15 protein-coding genes are annotated in these 17,873 nt (G+C 54.6%); 10 read left to right on the plus strand and 5 right to left on the minus strand.

The window, feature by feature from the left end; translation table 11 throughout:
* Positions 1-24 precede the first annotated feature (24 nt).
* Complete coding sequence (locus RRY12_05340) at positions 25-651, minus strand: hypothetical protein (GenBank protein MEG2184079.1); 627 nt, start codon at positions 649-651, stop codon at positions 25-27.
* Between the two features lie 391 nt (positions 652-1,042).
* On the opposite strand from RRY12_05340, the gene RRY12_05345 reads away from it, so the two are divergent.
* Positions 1,043-1,474, plus strand: a complete 432-nt coding sequence (locus tag RRY12_05345; GenBank protein ID MEG2184080.1) for an Lrp/AsnC family transcriptional regulator — start codon at positions 1,043-1,045, stop codon at positions 1,472-1,474.
* A gap of 212 nt (positions 1,475-1,686) precedes the next feature.
* Here RRY12_05345 and RRY12_05350 read toward each other — a convergent pair whose 3' ends face one another.
* Both RRY12_05350 and RRY12_05355 read right to left on the minus strand, forming a co-directional pair.
* A complete protein-coding gene (locus tag RRY12_05350) occupies positions 1,687-2,781 on the minus strand; it encodes an aromatic amino acid lyase (GenBank protein MEG2184081.1) in 1,095 nt (364 codons plus the stop codon).
* A 13-nt stretch (positions 2,782-2,794) separates the two neighbouring features.
* Positions 2,795-4,030: an aromatic amino acid lyase gene (locus RRY12_05355; protein MEG2184082.1), complete on the minus strand. Its 1,236-nt coding sequence runs from the start codon at positions 4,028-4,030 to the stop codon at positions 2,795-2,797.
* Positions 4,031-4,333: 303 nt separating this feature from the next.
* On the opposite strand from RRY12_05355, the gene RRY12_05360 reads away from it, so the two are divergent.
* Both RRY12_05360 and RRY12_05365 read left to right on the plus strand, forming a co-directional pair.
* Positions 4,334-7,408: an AAA family ATPase gene (locus RRY12_05360; protein MEG2184083.1), complete on the plus strand. Its 3,075-nt coding sequence runs from the start codon at positions 4,334-4,336 to the stop codon at positions 7,406-7,408.
* 198 nt (positions 7,409-7,606) lie between these two features.
* On the plus strand, positions 7,607-9,931 hold the full coding sequence (locus RRY12_05365; protein ID MEG2184084.1) for a diguanylate cyclase: 2,325 nt from the start codon (positions 7,607-7,609) through the stop codon (positions 9,929-9,931).
* Here RRY12_05365 and RRY12_05370 read toward each other — a convergent pair.
* Positions 9,928-10,164 (minus strand): hypothetical protein, encoded by a 237-nt coding sequence (locus tag RRY12_05370; GenBank protein MEG2184085.1) that lies wholly within the window; start codon positions 10,162-10,164, stop codon positions 9,928-9,930. The genes RRY12_05365 and RRY12_05370 overlap by 4 nt on opposite strands.
* A 258-nt stretch (positions 10,165-10,422) precedes the next feature.
* Between RRY12_05370 and RRY12_05375 the strand changes: the two genes are divergently transcribed.
* The 7 genes from RRY12_05375 (at position 10,423) to RRY12_05405 (ending at position 17,318) form a co-directional block, all read left to right on the plus strand.
* Positions 10,423-11,100 carry a GntR family transcriptional regulator gene (locus tag RRY12_05375; protein ID MEG2184086.1) on the plus strand — a complete coding sequence of 226 codons (678 nt, stop codon included), beginning with the start codon at positions 10,423-10,425 and terminating at the stop codon, positions 11,098-11,100.
* A 15-nt stretch (positions 11,101-11,115) separates the two neighbouring features.
* Entirely contained in the window at positions 11,116-12,264 is a 1,149-nt protein-coding gene (locus RRY12_05380) for a DegT/DnrJ/EryC1/StrS family aminotransferase (GenBank protein ID MEG2184087.1), read from the plus strand.
* Between the two features lie 55 nt (positions 12,265-12,319).
* Positions 12,320-13,009 (plus strand): zinc metallopeptidase, encoded by a 690-nt coding sequence (locus tag RRY12_05385; protein ID MEG2184088.1) that lies wholly within the window; start codon positions 12,320-12,322, stop codon positions 13,007-13,009.
* 66 nt (positions 13,010-13,075) lie between these two features.
* The gene (locus tag RRY12_05390; protein ID MEG2184089.1) at positions 13,076-14,395 is read left to right on the plus strand and encodes an RsmB/NOP family class I SAM-dependent RNA methyltransferase; all 1,320 of its coding nucleotides are present in this window, start codon (positions 13,076-13,078) and stop codon (positions 14,393-14,395) included.
* Positions 14,396-14,417: 22 nt separating this feature from the next.
* Positions 14,418-15,632 carry a PASTA domain-containing protein gene (locus RRY12_05395; protein ID MEG2184090.1) on the plus strand — a complete coding sequence of 405 codons (1,215 nt, stop codon included), beginning with the start codon at positions 14,418-14,420 and terminating at the stop codon, positions 15,630-15,632.
* On the plus strand, positions 15,611-16,330 hold the full coding sequence (gene rpe / locus RRY12_05400; GenBank protein MEG2184091.1) for a ribulose-phosphate 3-epimerase: 720 nt from the start codon (positions 15,611-15,613) through the stop codon (positions 16,328-16,330). Before RRY12_05395 ends, rpe begins: the two co-directional genes overlap by 22 nt.
* Positions 16,320-17,318, plus strand: a complete 999-nt coding sequence (locus RRY12_05405) for a DUF4115 domain-containing protein (protein ID MEG2184092.1) — start codon at positions 16,320-16,322, stop codon at positions 17,316-17,318. The genes rpe and RRY12_05405 overlap by 11 nt, the downstream gene beginning before the upstream one ends.
* Positions 17,319-17,405: 87 nt before the next feature.
* Here the strand turns inward: RRY12_05405 and RRY12_05410 are convergent, their stop codons facing one another.
* Complete coding sequence (locus RRY12_05410; GenBank protein ID MEG2184093.1) at positions 17,406-17,756, minus strand: hypothetical protein; 351 nt, start codon at positions 17,754-17,756, stop codon at positions 17,406-17,408.
* Positions 17,757-17,873: the final 117 nt, after the last annotated feature.

Consider the following 17,873-nt stretch of genomic DNA (forward strand, 5'->3'; position numbering starts at 1 on the left):
CATACATTTCCCAACTCAAGCGGTTTAATCCTCTTTTTCTATTTTTATCGCTATCACTCCTTTGTACTCTCGATAAAGGTTGGCGGCTCTGGCCTCGTAAAGCACATTTGTACAGTCCTTAAGAGGCCTTCCGTTTTTTTTTGATAAAAGGAGGTAGAATGCCCTCTCTCTTTCAACAAAACTTTTCCATGCTCTGTCGACTGCGCGGAAGCTGGGACGCAGCGGTTCTCCCCTGTCGTAGGGAACGCGCTGATTTACCGCTTTGAATGACCTCATAAGATGCTCTCGCGTCTTTTGAGAGAGCCAGTTGGAGTTGTTCCGCGCAAGCGAGTTGATTTCTAATTCTCTTTGGTCAATTATTGCTTGCAAATTATCTCTGTATATGTGAAAAGCCTTGCCGTGAATTTTGAGTTCTTCGTCAAATATGCCAAGATTCTCTTTTTCACTCTCGAAGTAGTCTATAAAGGCCAAATGCGAAGCGAAGTAGGCTTTTTTTACATCGTTATTTTTTATTGAGGCTAAAAACTTTTCGTGTTTTAAAAGCATGGAGCGGTAGGCTGCTTCAGGAAACTCTCCCGCGGCAAGCTCACGCGAGGGCAGAAAGACGAGCCCCATGATAATTAACACGCGCAGTACAGTTTTGATTAACATTAGATCTCTCCTTCCAAACTAGAGTAGAGCTGACTCTTCTGTCAGCCCGTTTAGGTGGATGCTAGAAAATGTCTATTTAGCATATTTTTTCTTAACTAAGTGTAATATTTTAGTGATTTATTGGATATAATTTTATTTTTGAGATATTAGCTTTGGGTCTGTTATTTTATCGTTTTAGAGGGAAAAAACAAAAAATTATTTTGTACACGGTTCTATTGAAATATCTTTTGAAAAAATAAAGCAATCTATCCGCTGCGCCGTTTCCTAAAACAATCTCAGGGAAGGTGCTTTGATAGTGCAAATACTCACTATATTGCTCATATTTGGTCCAGCGTATATACTTTGCAAAATCCTAAGAATTCAACATAGCAACATAGAAAGAAGGTAAAAAATGATACGCTATGATATTTCACCAGACAACGACGACATTGATAATGAAATAATCTCTGAGTTGGCAAAGAACTGCAAGATAACCTGCAAGGCGTTATCAGAACGTGTCAACATCTCTATACCGCGAATCTATGAGCGTACTAAAAAATTAGAAGAGAAGGGGTATATCAAAGGGTATCACGCTGAAATAGATTTCAAGCAGCTCGGATATCAAGTTCATACCTTTGTTTTGATAAAAACGGACAAATATGTTGGGGCGATGCTCAATGAATTGAAGAAGATCGATTTTGTATATGATGTGTGGGTCGTATCTGGGGAGTATCACTATATGCTCGATGTATACACCCAAAATATGGACGACTTGTTTAGCCTGTTAGATTATTTGTATAACAACATTGGAAGAACACAAACTCTTTTTGTAATGGAACATTGAAGGTCCGCTATTTAGAAATCCTGCTCTATTGTGCAGTCAAAACGCCTGCGCCAGCACAATATTTGCGGTATTCAATTTTGTCTTGATAATAAAACCGTCTTTGATCTTAAATTTCCGCTGCAAAAAACCTCCAATGGAGCGCTCTATACTTTCGCACTCCATTGGAGGTTGCATCATATACTCGGCTACAAGCTAAATCTTGCCGGTGGTTTTTATGCCGTCATCAGGTCGGCTAAGATATCTATGCCGCTGTCGGCTTTTCTTGCTGCGGAATAACTGAATTCGACGTGGTCTTCCTGTCCGCCCTTGGTGGGGATGGAATCTGCGCTGACCTGCATCGTCATGCCGCGCAGCCTGTTTAATAGCGCTGCCGCGCGAGGCGTTTCGCCGTTTGCTTCGACTAGGTCGTAGGCCATCTCCGCTATTACTACGCTTAAGAGGTCCATCGCGTATCCCACCTGCGTGTTGCTGCAGTTGCAGCCCATGACGGCCTCATAGCTTCCGTCTTCGAGCTCGAAGAGGTTCGGGTTGTCGCAGGTGATGTTGTTTTCAAAGTCCAGTATCCTGCCGACGAAGGCCGCGGTCTCTTCGCAGGCCGCTATCTTTTCGCTGCTGGCTTTGCCGCCTACCGCGGCGCGGTATTTTTCAAAGAGGCAGGAGAATTTGATGAAGGAGACGACGGCGATACTCTGGCTCATTGTGGAGCCGTTCATCTGCGCGAGGACCTCTTTGCATTCGAGGACGAAGGTCTCAGCCATTCCCGCCGCGCGATATGCTTCGGAGGCAGGCACGACTTTGCCGTTTACGATCGCTCTTGCGCCTGGAAGCCCAGCCACGGTCATTATGTTCTGCGCGATGGGCGCGAGGTCGCTCAGTCCGGTGGAGCCGTCGCCGTGCACCGCGGGCGATATCCCGCGGTTGAACATCTCAAGCAGTCTTTCTATCAGTTCCACACGCACGGCGGAGTAGGCGCGGCAGAGGATGTTTGCGCGAAGAAGTAGCTCCGTCCTTGTAACGACGGCGGGCAGATAATCTCCAAAGCCGGCTCCGTGGACGTAGGGCAGAGTCCTGTTCCATTCGATATGTTTGTCGGGCGGCACAGGCACGTCTTTCAGCGCGCCAAGGCCGGTGTTGATGCCGTATACGGCGGGCGCGCCTACTTCAAGCCATTTGTCTATCTGTTTGCGCGTCTTGAGGCAGCGAGCGCGCGCCTCGTCCGAAATTGTCACGTTTGGGCGGTCGTCGCTCAATATTTTCGCAACGTCGTCTACAGTGAGTGTATAACCGTCTAAAATATATGTTCCCACAACGATTCCTCCCTTACTTCAATGTTCCGACGGCGGATTCGGCCGCCTTCAGTATTTCGCCGCCGGCCGTCAGGTGTTCCGCCGCTATCATGTCGGGCGCCGTAAAGCGGTTTTCTACCATCATCGGAATCTCCTCGCGCAGGCGTCTGTAGGCCGCTTTTGTGCCGGCTCCGAACGCAAATTCGGGGATCTTGGCGTGCACGATGTCAAGCGCCTGTGCGGACATCAAGATCTCTACCGCCATGACGCGGTTCAGCTTGAGGATAAGTTCAAAGAGCCTGCTTACGGCGAAATAGGCGTGGCAGGAGTTCGTGCGCTTTATCGCCGCCGTCGGCAGCGTCAGCAGTTTCAGCTCCGCAGTCTCCGCCGCCTGAGTCGATTGGACGATGGGGAAGCCGTAGTTGATGCCAAGTTCGTCCGCTACGAGGTTCATCGGCAGCCCGTAGGAGAGCCTTGTGTCGTTGAGGCGGAAGCCGCGGCGTTCGCTGATGTGCGCAAGGTCGGCAAGGGCCGTCGCAAGAGCGTTCATCGCGTATTCTGTCCTGTATAGCTCCGCTGCGCCGCTGTTCCAGTCTTTTACGACCTGCTCTTCGCACCAGTGGAAGATGTCGCGCGCTCCGCCGTGCGTCTGCGGCGTCGCGCGCACGCAGATGGCGTCCTGCACACGGGGTTTTTTGTCGTACCCGTAGGCGTATCTGCCTTCGTCCGTCGTAAGCTGCGAGCCTTCGGTGATGCGGCGCACGTTTTCGGCGGTTTCGATTTGTCCGGGGAAGGGGCGTCCCAGTTCGTGGAGCCTTTTGTCAAAAGCGCCTAATTCACCGCGTATGGCTTCAAGGTTCATGGATACGGCGACGTCGGCCGTCTTCACGGCAATATCGGCGCGGGCGCAGATATATGCGGCCATGCCCAGCGTCACGCAGTTGCAGCTTTTAACAAAGGCGCGTTCGCCGCAGGAGAGGGCGGCTTCTTTTGCAAGAGCCTCCGTCAGTATCGCGGCAAGAGTCTCTTCGTCGGCGCGGTCGAAGGGCAGCTCCGGCAATGAGCCTGACGCAAGACATTTCTCCGCCGCTTTCTTAAGATCGGAATAATTTTTCTCGGCCGCGCCTTTTATCAAAAGTTCCAAGATAACGGCAACACAGCCAATCGGAAGATTTTCAGCCATTGTGCAGCATCCTGCGCTTACGACGGCTTCTTTTGCGCCGCAGCGCTGCGCTGATTCAAGATCGTGGGCCCACAGCAAATTTTCCAATTTTTACACCTCCACAATAATATTTGACCTGGTTGTTTTACGAGCTGGTCCCGCCTTCGCTTTATTAAAAAATAACGCGTCTGCCGCAGACTGGCTCCTATCTTATGAAAAGGCCGTCGAACTTTCGTGGAATTTTCGTCAAAAAAATATCTAAAAAAGCCGCGGCGCGCGCAATGAAATTTGACGCTGGCTCTACGCTGCGCGGCAACGCCGCATTTACAACCGCTGAGTTCGGATATAGAATGAAAAATGTAAACGTCCTTTATCCGCCAATAAAATATTTATCCGCCGAGGGGAGCCCAGATGGAGACAGGAAAAATCGCAATCAAAATGATGGGCTCACCTCAGATAGCCGTAGACGGCGCGGCCGTCCGCTTTCCCTTCCGTCACGCCGACGCTCTTATCTATTACCTCGCCGTCAACAAAGAGGCCTCGAAAGCAAAGCTCTGCGATCTTCTCTGGGGAGACAGATGCACCGACGAGAAGGCAAAGTCAAACCTGCGCAACACCGTTTATGTGATCAGAAAACAGCTTGGCGCGGATTTTATTACGGAGCCGGCCCGACAGGTGATGGCGCTCAACAAAGCGCGCGTCGTAAAAATGGACGTAACGGGCGCGCCGGACGACGGAGCCTCTTTGGAGCGCTGGGAAGAATTTTTGCGGGATTTCTATCTGAAGGACAACGATGATTTCAACAACTGGGCGGCGGAAACTGGGCGTTATATCAAAAATAATTACTGTAAAGAAAAAAAAGAAAAGATAACGGCAGCCTTTGAGGCAAAAGATTTCAGCCTCTGCCGCAGTCTCTGCGGCCTGCTTGCGGACGCGGATAGATATGACGAATTTGGCTGGCGCTACCTGCTGCTGTCGTTGGGAGAGCAGAGGGAGTACGCGCTTGCCGCGAAGAGCTACGAAGAGCTGAAAAATCTTCTGTGGAAGGAGTTCCTTCAGGAACCGGAAGAAGAGACGCAGCAAACGGCGCTTGAAATAAAAAACAGACGCTGCGCCGCCGCAGAAAGCGCGCAGGGCGTCTCTTTCGCGGGCGCAAGAAACAGATTTTTTTACGGACGCGAGGCGGAACTAAATCAAATATCGCGCGCGCTTCGTCTGTTCGTCGAAGAGGCGCAAACGACAAGCTTTCTCGTCAGAGGTGAGATGGGTATCGGAAAGAGCGCGCTCATGGAGCGGGCCGTGGAGTCCGTACCGCTTGCCGGCCGTGCCGCGCTCATTTCGGTGCGCTGCTATCAGGCGGAGGAGACCTTTCTTCTCAAACTCTGGTATGACCTCTTTGAACAGCTGCTGAAAACCATCTCGCACGACACCTCCGCCGCGGCGCAGGTGCTGCGCCGCGCTGTGCTTGCGCTCTTTCCAAGCCCGGATTCGGTCGTGCCGCCCGCAGACGAACTTTTTACGGCCGGTCAGGAATATTTTATGGTAAAGGCGCTCGTTCGGTACTGCGCCAACAACCGCCTCATACTAAAAATAGACGACATACAGTGGGCCGACCCGGCCAGCCTCGCCCTTATACGCAACATCGTCACGATGGACAAAAACCGCACCATTTTATTTGTCATGGGCTGCAGGAACGACCAGACCGCGGAGACGGAGCGGCTGACGAGCGGCCTGAAACTCTCCGGCTTTCTGGAAGAATATGAGCTGCCGCGCTTTACTCCGGCGCAGACCGCCGATTTCGCTCAAAATTTCCTGCCGGACTGTAAGTTTGACGCGGCCTTTAACCGAGCGTTCTTTCGAGAGACGGAGGGCAATCCGCTTTTTATCACCGAAATGCTGAACAACATCTCTTTCAGCGGCTCGCTTGCGGGATTTACACCTAAACTGGGCGACGTCATCCGCCAGCGTATCTTGAGCATCGACAAAGAGGCGCTGCAAATACTTGAACTGATCTCCATGATGCCGGACGGCGCCACCTTTGAAACTCTGTCGAACATCTCTCGCACAGATGAGCGGAGGCTGGTCGAGATACTTGAACGGCTTATCGCCAGAAAGTTTATTTTCGAGGAGACGGGCTCCGGGGGCGTAGTCTTTCGTTTCACGCATCAGAAAATAATGGAATACGTCTACGAGCATATTTCCTTTATCAAAAGAAGGCTGCTCCATGAAAATATAGCCCTCTACTTTGAGAGCATCCTTTCGTCGCAGGCGCACGGAGCTTTCGTCTTTCCAAAGCTCATCTACCATTTTGAAAAGAGCCGCCTCCTTAAAAAATATCTCGAATATGTCATAAAAAATATAATTGGCTATTTGAATATGGCGCAGGAATATTTCCCGACAGGAGGCAGCGCGGCCCAGCCCTTTATCTTAAGCGGCGCGGGCGGCGTCTCTGTGCTGAAGCTGAATAATATCGAACGGTATTTCCGTTCCGTCGAGCAAAAAATAACGGAAAACCTCGAATCGTTCAGCGATGAAGAGGGGCGTATGCTGCTTTCGGAGTTTTATAATCTGCAAGGGCGCCACTACACGCATAATTTGAATTACAGCCGCGCTGCGGCCTGCATCGCAAAGATAAAAGAACTCAACGAAGAATGCAGGACGGAGGCCCAGCGGAGCTGCATCCTAAAGGCGAACTATCATTTAAGCTCAATTTGTATGGACAGGATAGATATAGAGCCGCTGCTGCGCGCGGCGGAAGAATCGCTGCGGCTCGTCGAAGAAGAAAACGGCCCGCTGAAAGCTACGTGGCTGCGCATAAGCGGAATGTCGAAGGTGCTTGCGGGACGCTGCGAGGAGGCGCATTCTCAGCTGCGTGAGGCCGAGGCGCTCTTTGTCTCCTTTGGCGACGCGCGGAGGTACCGCTATTCCATCTGCGCCTGTTACTCGTGGATGGGCGAAGCATGCCGAAAACGATTTGACTTTGACGGCGCAGACGCGTGGCACGAGCGCGCCGTTACGCTATGCGAAGGCGCGGAGCTGCTTGGGGGCGCCGCTCTCTTTTACACGCTCTACGCGCAGTCGCTCGCCGACAGATGTCTAGTTGGCGGCGGCAGCCGTTTGGAGCCGCTTGGCTGCGTGCTGCAAAAGGCGCGCTCCGTCTTTGATAAATTTCACCTGCGCTGGTACAGGGGCACGGCCTTCGCCTATTCCGCGCTTGCGGCCTACGAGGCTGGGGCCTGCTGTGACGCCGCGAAATATTTGACCGCGGCGCGCGGCGCGGCGGAGGTGCTTGACAGCGACTACGAACGCTGCGTAGTAAACCGAATATCCGCGCAGATAAAAAAACGGATGGCGGAGGGCGGCGAAACGCGGGCGGAGCTTTCCGCCGCGGTGAGCGGTGGATTTATCTTCTACAAAGAAAGCGCTATGCGGATAACGGAGCGCCTTTTTCTTCCGATAGAGGCTGAACATCTGCGCCGCCTGTAATGCGTGCTCCAAACCGCGTCTTTTGCACAAGATTTCGCCGTGTTGTAAAACTTTCGCAATGACTTTATAATACCTTTATAATCAACGTTTCGTTTGAACAGGGTACAGGCAGACGGAAGGCGTTGCCTTCTCGTTTTGTCTGCGCCGTTTTTAAATTCTCTGCCGACGCGTCGGGCTGACACGAAGGAAGTCTTTGAATTGACAAATGGCAGTAAACGAGTGCTTCAAGCTGCGGTCATACCGCTCCTCATAATCATGGGAGCGGTTCTTGCCATATCCATCAACTACCACATCGCGAAAGACCGCGAAGTCAAGCGCGCCCAGAGGATACTTACGGACTCCGCGCGCGAACAGGTGCATAGATTCAACGCGAAAATGGAAGGGAAATTTTCCGTCGTCAAAATGACGGCGGAATATCTGAGCGACCATAAGGGCGACATCACGGCGGAGCGCGACATACTCAAAGACGCGGAGTACGTCGGAGGCTTTCGCTACGCCGCCGTTAGCTGGAAAACCGACCCTGTCGCGCGGCTCGGCTCCGGGGGGCGCATGGAACTGGCGCAGAGCGATTTTTATAAAAAAGCGCTTGAGGGCGTCACCAGCCTCGGATATATCGGCAGCAGCCATCAAGACAGAGGCGCGCTTTTTATATACGCGGCTCCGATATGGCGTTTGGGCGTGGTCGAGGGCGCGGTAATGGGAGCCTACGACGCCGACCGCCTTATTCCAGCCATAGTCTCCGAAGCCTATGACAGACGCGGCTATTCCTTCATCTGCGGCGCGGACGGCCGCGTGATCATCGGAAGCTGGGCCAAGTCATACCTTTTGGGAGGCGGGCGGCGCGCGACGGGGCGCGTCAATCTGCTTTCAGTGTTGGAAAGCCGCGCGAAGATGGCGCCCGGTACGCCGCTTGAAAGTTTAAAAAAGAAACTGCGTGACGGAAAGAGCGGCTCCGTCGCCTATACGATAGCCGGAAAGAGCCGGTACGCCGTCTTTGAGCCGCTGTACATCAACGACTGGTTCCTCTTCAACGTCGTAGACGCTTCGATAATCACGGCGCAGGCGGCGCAGAATCTTCGCGGGGCGCTCTTTATGGGCGCATGCGTCTTCGTTATGGCTTTTTTCATCGCACTCTATATGCTGCGGCGAGAGCGCTACAATACAAAAATAATAGCGGGCGAACGAGAAAAACTCCGCGTAAGCGAAATGGAATACCGCGTCGCCGCCTCGCACAGCACGAAGGCGATAGTCCGGTTTGACATCAAGGCACGCATCGCCTACACGCTGGGTTATAACGCCGACACAGGCGCGTCGCTTGAAGAATTTCCCGGTCTGCCCGACTCCGCCATCCGCGCCGGCATTGTAGCGCCTGAATCCGTCGATGCGTTTAAGGGGCTCTACGACTTGATGGCGGCCGGAGAACCGACTGGCGGCTGCGTCGTGCGCATGAAAAACAAAGACGGAGCTTTCGCGTGGGTGCAGTACACCTACACGCTCGTAAGCGACGACGCTGGAAAGCCCTCCTGCGCCATCATAACAAGCGAGGATATTACGGAACGGCGCGAGCGGGAGATAGCCTATCAGAAATGGGAAAATACTATCTGCGCCATCCCGGATGAAAAGATGGCGCTCTTTGAGTTCAACCTGTCGCGCGGAGGCTTTGAACGGCGCGAAGGAAAACTTGCGCTCTTCTTTGCCGAAGACGAAACCGCGAACTTCAGCGCAAGCGCCGCGCGCTTCATAAACGAGCTCGTCTGCGAAGAGGACAGGGCCGCGTGCGCCGAAGCGCTCAACCGTGAAAAACTCATTGCCGCCTTCCACGACGGCGTAAGGTCTTTTGTTGCGGACGTCAGAGTGGCGGATAAAGAGGGCGGGTACAAGTGGCGCAACCTCGACATACAGACCGCGGCGCTTTCTGGCTCGTTAGACATCAGAGTATATCTGCTTTTCACGGACATAGACGAGGAAAAACGCGCTCATATCGAGGTCGCGCGCCGCGCCGTTGAAGATTCGCTGACGCATCTCTACAACAGAGGCGCCTTCACGGAGATGATCGTGCGCATGACGAAAGACGAGGGTGCGCCCTTTGCCTTCGTCATCATTGATATAGACGGCTTCAAGCGGGTCAACGACACATTGGGCCACAACGCAGGGGACCGTCTGCTCGTAGAGGCGGCAAACCGTCTCTGCACCATGGTGCGCAAAGAAGATATAGTCTGCCGCTTGGGCGGCGACGAATTTATCGTCTGTTTGAAAAATATCGCAGACGACGCAGGAATAGAAAAAAAGGCGCGCGAACTATGCGGCGGTCTGCGCATTTCGGCGCATGAGGAAGGGGTCTCTGTATCGGTTTCGGCGAGCCTTGGCGTAGCGCTCTATCCAAGAGACGGGCGCAGCTTTGAAACGCTTTACAAACGAGCGGACGCCGCGCTCTATCATGTGAAGCGCGGCGGAAAAAACCACGTCGGACTTTACCGACCGGAGATGGAGGACATTGCGCGCTCCGTGCGGACGGAGGATTAGTCCAAGCGCTCCTCTTTTTCTCGTTCTATTCTATTTTCTTCTTCTATTTCGTTCAGATAGATCTTCCAGATCTTAAGGGCGAGCCACGCGCAGAAACAGCCGCCGACAAACCCCGCGACAATGGGCACGGGCTTCGGATGTCCCATAGCCCAGCTCCCAAGGCCGCCGAGGGCGTAGCCGAAGGCGATGATCGTAGCAAAAGAAAGGCATAACACAGTCAGTCGTTTTTTCATTGGCTAATTGTACGGCACAATCCCCCCGCTTGTCAAAGAACGCAAAACAGTCCGCGCCGCCCGTCACAAGAGAACCGATGTGACAAGAAAACGGCGCGGAATGCGGCGTGTAAAAACTCTTCGCAACGCCGCGAACGCCGCCCTACCTCTGCAAAGTCTTTCCCGCAATGTTGCACATGCCGGTTTTTATGGTAATATTAATTGTTCATGTTCCGCATTTTTGCGGAAATGGGCGGTAAGGAAGCATCTGGGGGGACTATGGCAGTTATGATTGAACGTTCTAAAATTTATAATACATCATCTGATTTCGTCTATCTTGACCTTCGGGCGAGGATAGTAAATAAGGAACTAAAGCCGTCACAGAGGCTTCTTGAGGTCAAAATCGCAACAGAGATGGGCGTGAGCCGCACTCCCGTACGCGAGGCGCTGCGGCGTCTTGCCAACGAAGGGCTAGTCCGCATCGTTCCAAACAGCGGCGCGCGCGTCGCCTCTCCCACGTCGGGAGAGATGGAGAGCGCCTACAGCGTGAGGGAATATCTCGAAGCTATGAGCGTGGAGCTTGCCTGCCGCAACGGCATCGACAGGCGTATGCTTGAAAAGGCCGAGGAGATACTGGGAGCGGAGGAGACGGCCTTCGCCGCAAAGGACATCGACGCGTTCCTTGAGGCGAACAACGCCTTTCATCGCCTGATAGCGGCGGCCGCAAAAAATTCAGTGCTCAGCGAATATGTTGACAATATCATGCTCCGCACCAACGTTTATATGTTTTTCTTCAATCAGTTCAACGAGAAAGAGAATTTTTCCTCTGCGGAGCACAGGGCTATCCTGCGCGCCATCGCGAAGCGCGACAAGGAAAACGCGCAGGATAAAATGAGGGAACATCTGCATAACTCACACAAGCAGCTTTCGATGCCTGAAAGCCGAAGAGCATATTGATACAGGAGGATTATTATGACTGAAATCACAAAAGTTCCGTCTTTCGATTTGACAAGAAATTACGCGAGAGTAAAAGAAGAAATAAATGTGGCGGTGCTGCGTGTGCTTGAGACACAGCATTTCGTCCTCGGCCCCGAGGTGGAGGCCCTTGAAAAAGAAATAGCCTCTTACCTTGAAGTCTCGTCCGCGGTGGGATGCGCCTCCGGTACGGACGCTCTGGTGCTTGCTATGATGGCGCTCGACCTGAAGCCGGGCGACGAAGTTATCACCACTCCCTTCACTTTTTTCGCGACCGCAAGCTGCATCACGCGCACCGGCGGAACGCCGGTCTTTGCCGACGTAGACCCTGTCACATACAACCTGAACATGGAGGACGTGCTGGCAAAGATAACGCCGCGCACGAAGGCCGTCATTCCGGTGCACCTCTTCGGGCAGATGTGCCCGCTTGAGGATATCCGCGAAACGCTCAAAAGCCGCGGCATCGCGCTCATTGAAGACTGCGCGCAGGCCATCGGTTCGCATAGAATGATCGACGGCCGTGTAAAGCACGCGGGTTCCGTCGGTGAAATGAGCTGCTTCTCGTTCTTCCCGACGAAGAACCTCGGATGCTACGGCGACGGCGGCATGGTGGCGATAGCCGACGACGAAAAGCTCGCGGCAAGGGTGAAGAGCCTGCGCGTGCACGGCGCCGGAAAGACCTATTATCATGACGAGGTTGGAATTAACAGCCGCCTTGACGCGCTTCAGGCGTCGATACTGCGCGTGCGTCTGCGCCACCTCGAAGGATGGAACGAGGAACGCCGCATCGTCGCTGAGCGCTATATGCTCCTCTTCGGTGAAAAGAACCTCCTCGACGTCATAACGCCGCCGGCGGAGCTTGCGGGCGGACGTCACGTCTATCATCAGTATGTCGTGCGAGCCAAATCCCGCGACGAACTTCAAAAATTCCTTGAGGGCCGCGGCATAACGACGCGAGTCTATTATCCGCTGCCGCTGCATCTTCAGCACTGTTTCTCAAACCTCGGCTACAAGGCGGGAGATTTCCCCGTGGCGGAGATGCTGAGTTCAGAGGTGCTGGCGCTTCCAATGTTCCCGGAGCTTCTGCCGGAAGAGCAGGAGCGCGTGGTCAATGAAATTGCTGATTTTTACGCTAAGAACAAATAAAATTGACCATTATAGACTATAATAGTATCAACTTTAGAATTAGGAGGTAATTCGGATGATGTATCCGTTTTTCGACCCCACGATAATAGTGCTGATACCAGCTTTGCTTTTCTCGCTATGGGCGCAGTTCAAGGTAAAGGGCGCCTTTGCGAAGTACAGCGAGGTGCGCGCCGCAAGCGGCATGACGGCGGAGCAGGTCTCGCGCCGGCTGCTTGACGCAAACGGCCTGACAAATATCCGCATAGAGCATGTGCATGGCGAGCTCACGGACCATTACGACCCGAGCGCGAAGGTGCTGCGTCTTTCCGACAGCGTCAACGCAAGCCGCAGCATAGCGGCCATCGGAGTCGCCGCGCATGAGGTCGGACACGCCATCCAGGACAAGGAAAATTACGGCTTCCTGCGCCTTCGCAACGCGATAGCGCCCGGAGTGCAGCTCTGCTCGACGCTCTCCATGCCGCTTTTCTTCATCGGACTCATATTCGGCTCGCTGAATCTGCTGAACTTTGGCATCCTGCTCTTCTGCGGCGTGCTCGTCTTTCACCTTGTGACGCTGCCGCTTGAGTTTGACGCAAGCGCGCGCGCTCTGAAGCTGATGAATGAAACACATACGCTTTCTGGTTCCGAGCTTACCGGCGCTAAGTCCGTGCTTGACGCGGCGGCGCTCACCTACGTGGCCGCGCTCGTAATGACGGTGCTGCAGCTTGTTCGTCTTCTCGCGCTGCGAAACATGCGCCGCGATTAAAAAATGTAAATAACAAAAGGGAGGCGGCATTAAGTTGCTGTCTCTTTTTTTAAGGAGCTGAGGTTCATGAGAGGATTAGAGGCCGCTCTTTCTATATACGGCGAAGTTCGCGGCGGCGCGTTTGCGTCGGAGGCGCTTCGCAAGGTCTACACCAACATAGCGCCGAACGACCGCACGCTCGCGGCGACGCTTGTCTACTGCACGCTGCGCAGGCAGGCGCTGTGGAAGACGATGCTTGTGAAATTTTGCAAGAGAAACGCGCGCGACCTGCCGGAGCTTACGACAAACGCGCTCATGGTGGGCATAGCCGGCATCATGGAGCTGAAACATTTCGCTCTGCCGGTGCTCATAAACGGTATAGTACAGGCGATAAAAAACAACGGAGACGAACGCGACATAGGCCTCGTCAACGCCGTTTTGCACACCGTGGCTGACGAGGGCGTGAAGTTCATGGAGAACCTCAGCAAAAGCTCTGCTCTGCGCGACCAGGCGCTTTACTGGGGCGTCCCGGGATGGGCCGCCGCGCAGTGGTCGAAAGAACTTTCTATCGCCGAGGCCAAGAAGCTCGTTCGCGGCAGCGGCATGAGGACCTATCTTTCTCTGCGTCTTTCAAGCGGCGTCGACCGCGAAAAATATATTGAGGAATACAACGCGACGGGCCGCAAGGCATGGGCCTCGCCGTTTCTTGAATACTCCGTGCGCACGGCGGCCAATCCCTATCCGGTCGACCTTCCCGGTTTCGGCGAAGGCCGGATAATGCCGCAGAGCGAATCGTCGATGCTAATTGCCGAGCAGCTTGCAAAGCGCAGACAGGAGGGCCTTGTGCTCGACATGTGCTGCGGGCGCGGCGTAAAGACGGGACAGCTTGCCGACCTGATGCCCGAAGCTAAAATAGAGGCGTGGGATCTTTCCGAGGGAAAGCTCAAATCCGCGCGCTTTGAGATGATGCGCCTCCACGCGGAGGACCGCGTCAAATTCAAGCACGGTGACGCGCTCCTGCTTGAGCCGGACGAGGCGCCGTCCATGATACTTCTTGACGCCCCCTGCACCGGAAGCGGCACCTGGGGCAGACACCCCGAAAGCAAATGGCGCTGCACGCCGGAGCAGGCCGAAGAAAACAGCAAGCTGCAAAAACAGCTGCTTGAGCGCGCCGTGGAGATGCTGAAGCCAGGCGGCGTCATAGCCTACAGCACATGCAGCCTCTTCCGCGATGAAAACGAAAAAGTCGCCGCCGACATCATCGGACGGCATCCTGAGATAGTCGAGCTGCCGATAGGCCGCACCGCCAAGTTCATGCAGAAGGGCAAGCCGTACGGCACGATAATAATGCCGGCTCTGCCGTGGGTGGACGGTTTTTATATGGCGCTCTTGTCCAAAAGGAAATAAAGGGAGTAACGGAGGTTTTGTAATGGGTAAATTGCATCGCTGGGGAATGATATTTGCCTTTCTCGTAATAATCGGCTGCGCCTACATTGGTATAAAGATGGTTTTTATCGAGGATAAGGATACCGACGTTCCGTCCGTAACGGGAATGCAGTTGGTCGACGCGGTCGACGCGCTCCAGTCAAAGGGGCTTCTTGCCAAGGTCGACAAGGTCGATTCCCCGATGGCGGCGGAGACTGTGGTCTCGCAGAACCTACCCGCTGGGGAGAAGGTCGCTAAAGGCAAGGTGATCCTGCTTCGCGTAAGCAAAGGCGGGGCGATACAGCTCATCCCCGACGTGCGCGGCATGAGGTTTGAAGAGGGCGTCAAGAAACTAAGCGACGCCGGCTTCAAGGTCGACAAGGTCGTGCGCGTCACAGATAAATTAAAACAAGACGGCTGCATAATAGCGCAGAACCCCGCCTCTCCGCAGCAGGTGGCGGCGAACTGCATGGTCGGCCTTCTGGTCAGCAGCGGAGTGAAGGGCGAGAACGCTTTCGTCGCCGTGCCGGAGCTGACAGGCAGCGATCGTCAGGCGGCTATTGACATGCTTGAACAGCTAGGCCTCAAGCTCGGTCAGAGCGCCGAGGCGCCTTCCGCCTCCGCGCCAGTGGGCAGCGTGCTGAACTCAAGGCCGCGCGCCGGAGCCAAAATTCCGGCGGGTTCGCTCGTAAACCTCACCTTCGCAAGAGCGCCGCTGCCGACTGAAACGACGACGGAGGTTCCTCCCGCGGCCGGAGATCGTGACCCGGAACGCGCGGAGGCCGTGCGCAAAGTCGTCATACAGGAGACGACGCCCGCGGTCATACCGTCAAAAGTTCCCGCTGTGAAGGAAGAGCCGGCAAAGAAGACGGAACCGGCCAAGCCCGCGGAACCGGCGAAACCGGCGCAGACAAAGCCCGTGACGCTTCCTGACGCCGCGAAGGCGGAAAAGCCCGCAGTAAAAGCGCCGGAGGCGCCAAAGTCCGCGCCTGCGGATACGGCCTCTAAAAAAACGGCGAAGGTGCGTTATCAGGCGCCGCCGCTTTCCAAGCCGCTCTCATTGAAGATAGAGATAACGGACGCCTCCGGCACCCGCGTCTTAAAGGACGGCCTGGCGCAGAGCGGAGAATATATCTCAATGAACGTGCCCTATTCGGGAGAGGCGCGCATAACTATTTTCCTTGGAGGAGATTTCGTATGGCAGGATCGCTTCAACTAAAAGAGCTTAAGGGCGGCAGAGATATGATAATTTCACCATCTCTGCTCTCCTGCGACATTCTGAACATGGAAAGCCACATAGAAAAACTGGAGGGAGAGGCGGACTGGCTCCATGTGGACGTAATGGACGGCCACTTCGTGCCGAACCTGTCCTATGGTCCGGCGCTGGTCAAAGCGCTGCGCAAAAGATACCCGAGCGCCTTCCTTGACGTGCATATAATGGTAGAGCCGGCGGAGGACTTCCTCGACATGTTTCTTGAGGCCGGCCCGTCGTTGCTTACAGTCCACGCGGAGGCGGCAAAGCACATCCACCGCGTGCTCCAGAAGATAAAGGGCGCGGGTGTGCTCGCCGGAGTCTCCATCAACCCCGGCACGGCGGCGCAGCCTCTTGACCCTGTGCTGCATCTCTGCGACCTCGTCCTCGTAATGTCGGTCAACCCCGGCTACGGAGGCCAGTCTTTTATACCGGAGACGCTTGAGCAGGTGCGCTGGCTTGCCGGCAGGCGCGCGGAACGCGAGCTTGGCTACATCATCGAAATAGACGGCGGCATCAGCCCCGCTAACATAAAAGAGGCGGCGGAGGCCGGATGCGACGCGGCTGTGGCCGGAAGCGCGGTCTTTGGAAGACCGTCGCCCGCCGAAGCTGTTCGGGAGATGCGGCGCGCCGTTGCCAGGGAGGCTCTCTCAAATGAATACTGACAAGACGGCCGCCGAAAGGACTCCTGAACAAAAGAAAGCGGACGACGCGCGCGTCCTCGGCGCGAAACTGCGCGAGATCCGCGAAGCGCAGGGCCTCACACTGGACGACGCCTGCGACGCCTTAAAAATACAGCAAAAATATCTGTCAGCGATAGAATCCGGCTCGCTGGAACTCCTGCCCAAAGGCCCCTTCTGCCGCAGCTTTCTGCGCCAGTACTGCGGATACCTCAAGGCGGACGACCTCTGGAAACGGTACGACAAACTGACAAATAAAAAAAACGAGGCGCTTGACGCCTACAACAAAGAAGACGAAGAGGCAAACTATACAAGCAACCCTAAAATATTCCGCAAGAGTTCATACCTATGGGTCTATATGGTAATTGTCCTCTGCCTCGGAAGCGCGGCTTGGATAACGTGGCAGTACAGAAGCGAAATAAAGGTCGGCGCGACCACTCCGCTTGACGGAGGCACTGCGCCGATCGTCGAGTCAAAGCAGCACGAACAGCCAGCGCCGGCTCCCGCGCCCGTCTCGCAGGAGGCCTCCGCGCCCGCCGCAACGCAGCCCGCTTCGGTAGATTTGGGCTGGATGGACGGCAAAGTGCCAGTGAAGGCGGCGCCTCCCAAAGCGCCTCTCTCATCTGATGCGGCAGCTGTCACGACAAGCGTGGATGCAGCTAGAGTGCCTGCGCCCGCCGCAAACGTCCCTCCGGCCGCGGGGAACGCCGTGCTTAGAGTGGCTCCGACCGTTACGATATGGATAAAGGCGACGGTAGGAGGCAAGTCCAAGTTCGAGGGGCTTCTGAAACAGGGCGAAACAAAGGACTTCACGCCCGATGCCGACACGCCGTTGCGCGTGCGTTACGGCAATCCGGCTAAGACGAACATCTCGTGGATGGGATCTGCCGAAGCGCCTGTGACCCGCTCGGGCAGCCCGGTCACCAAATATTACTGGAGCGACGGGACCGTTACCGATACGAGAAACCGCTGACGCGCGGACGGTTTGAAATAATAGACGAGGCGGCGCTTTCATGTGCAAGCGCCGCCTCGTTCATATTTTTTAAATTTTTTTAAAAGCCTACTGCGCGGTCAGCTCTTTTGCCGCTCCGCCCATGATGTTGCAGGTGAGCTCTATCGTCAGTTTGTCGCCTGGTTTGACGTCCTTTAGCTGGACCTTGTCCGAAAAGCCGGCGTTGGTCGGCTGCTCCGTATATTTTTTCAGCAGTACCTGTTTGTTGCCGTCCATTACGGTCATCGTCATGATAAAATGTTTTGTCCTGTCGTTGACCGGATGCTGCGCCGTTACGGAAAGCGTGCCGCTTCCCTTGTCCCAGCTCGCGCTGATATCGGTCGGCGGATGGGCAAAGGCCGCAGCCGCGCTCATTACAACGGCAAAGACAAAAGCCGCCAGAATTTTTTTATATCTCAAAGGAAACGCCTCCTTCTTATTAGCTCTTTGAGATATTATACATTATATTTGTGAAAATTATGTGAGAGCAAAATTGACGAACTCGCGGGAGACGAAATGGATCTAAAATGAAAGAAC

Source organism: Cloacibacillus sp. (assembly GCA_036655895.1).
In the GTDB taxonomy this organism is placed as follows: domain Bacteria; phylum Synergistota; class Synergistia; order Synergistales; family Synergistaceae; genus JAVVPF01.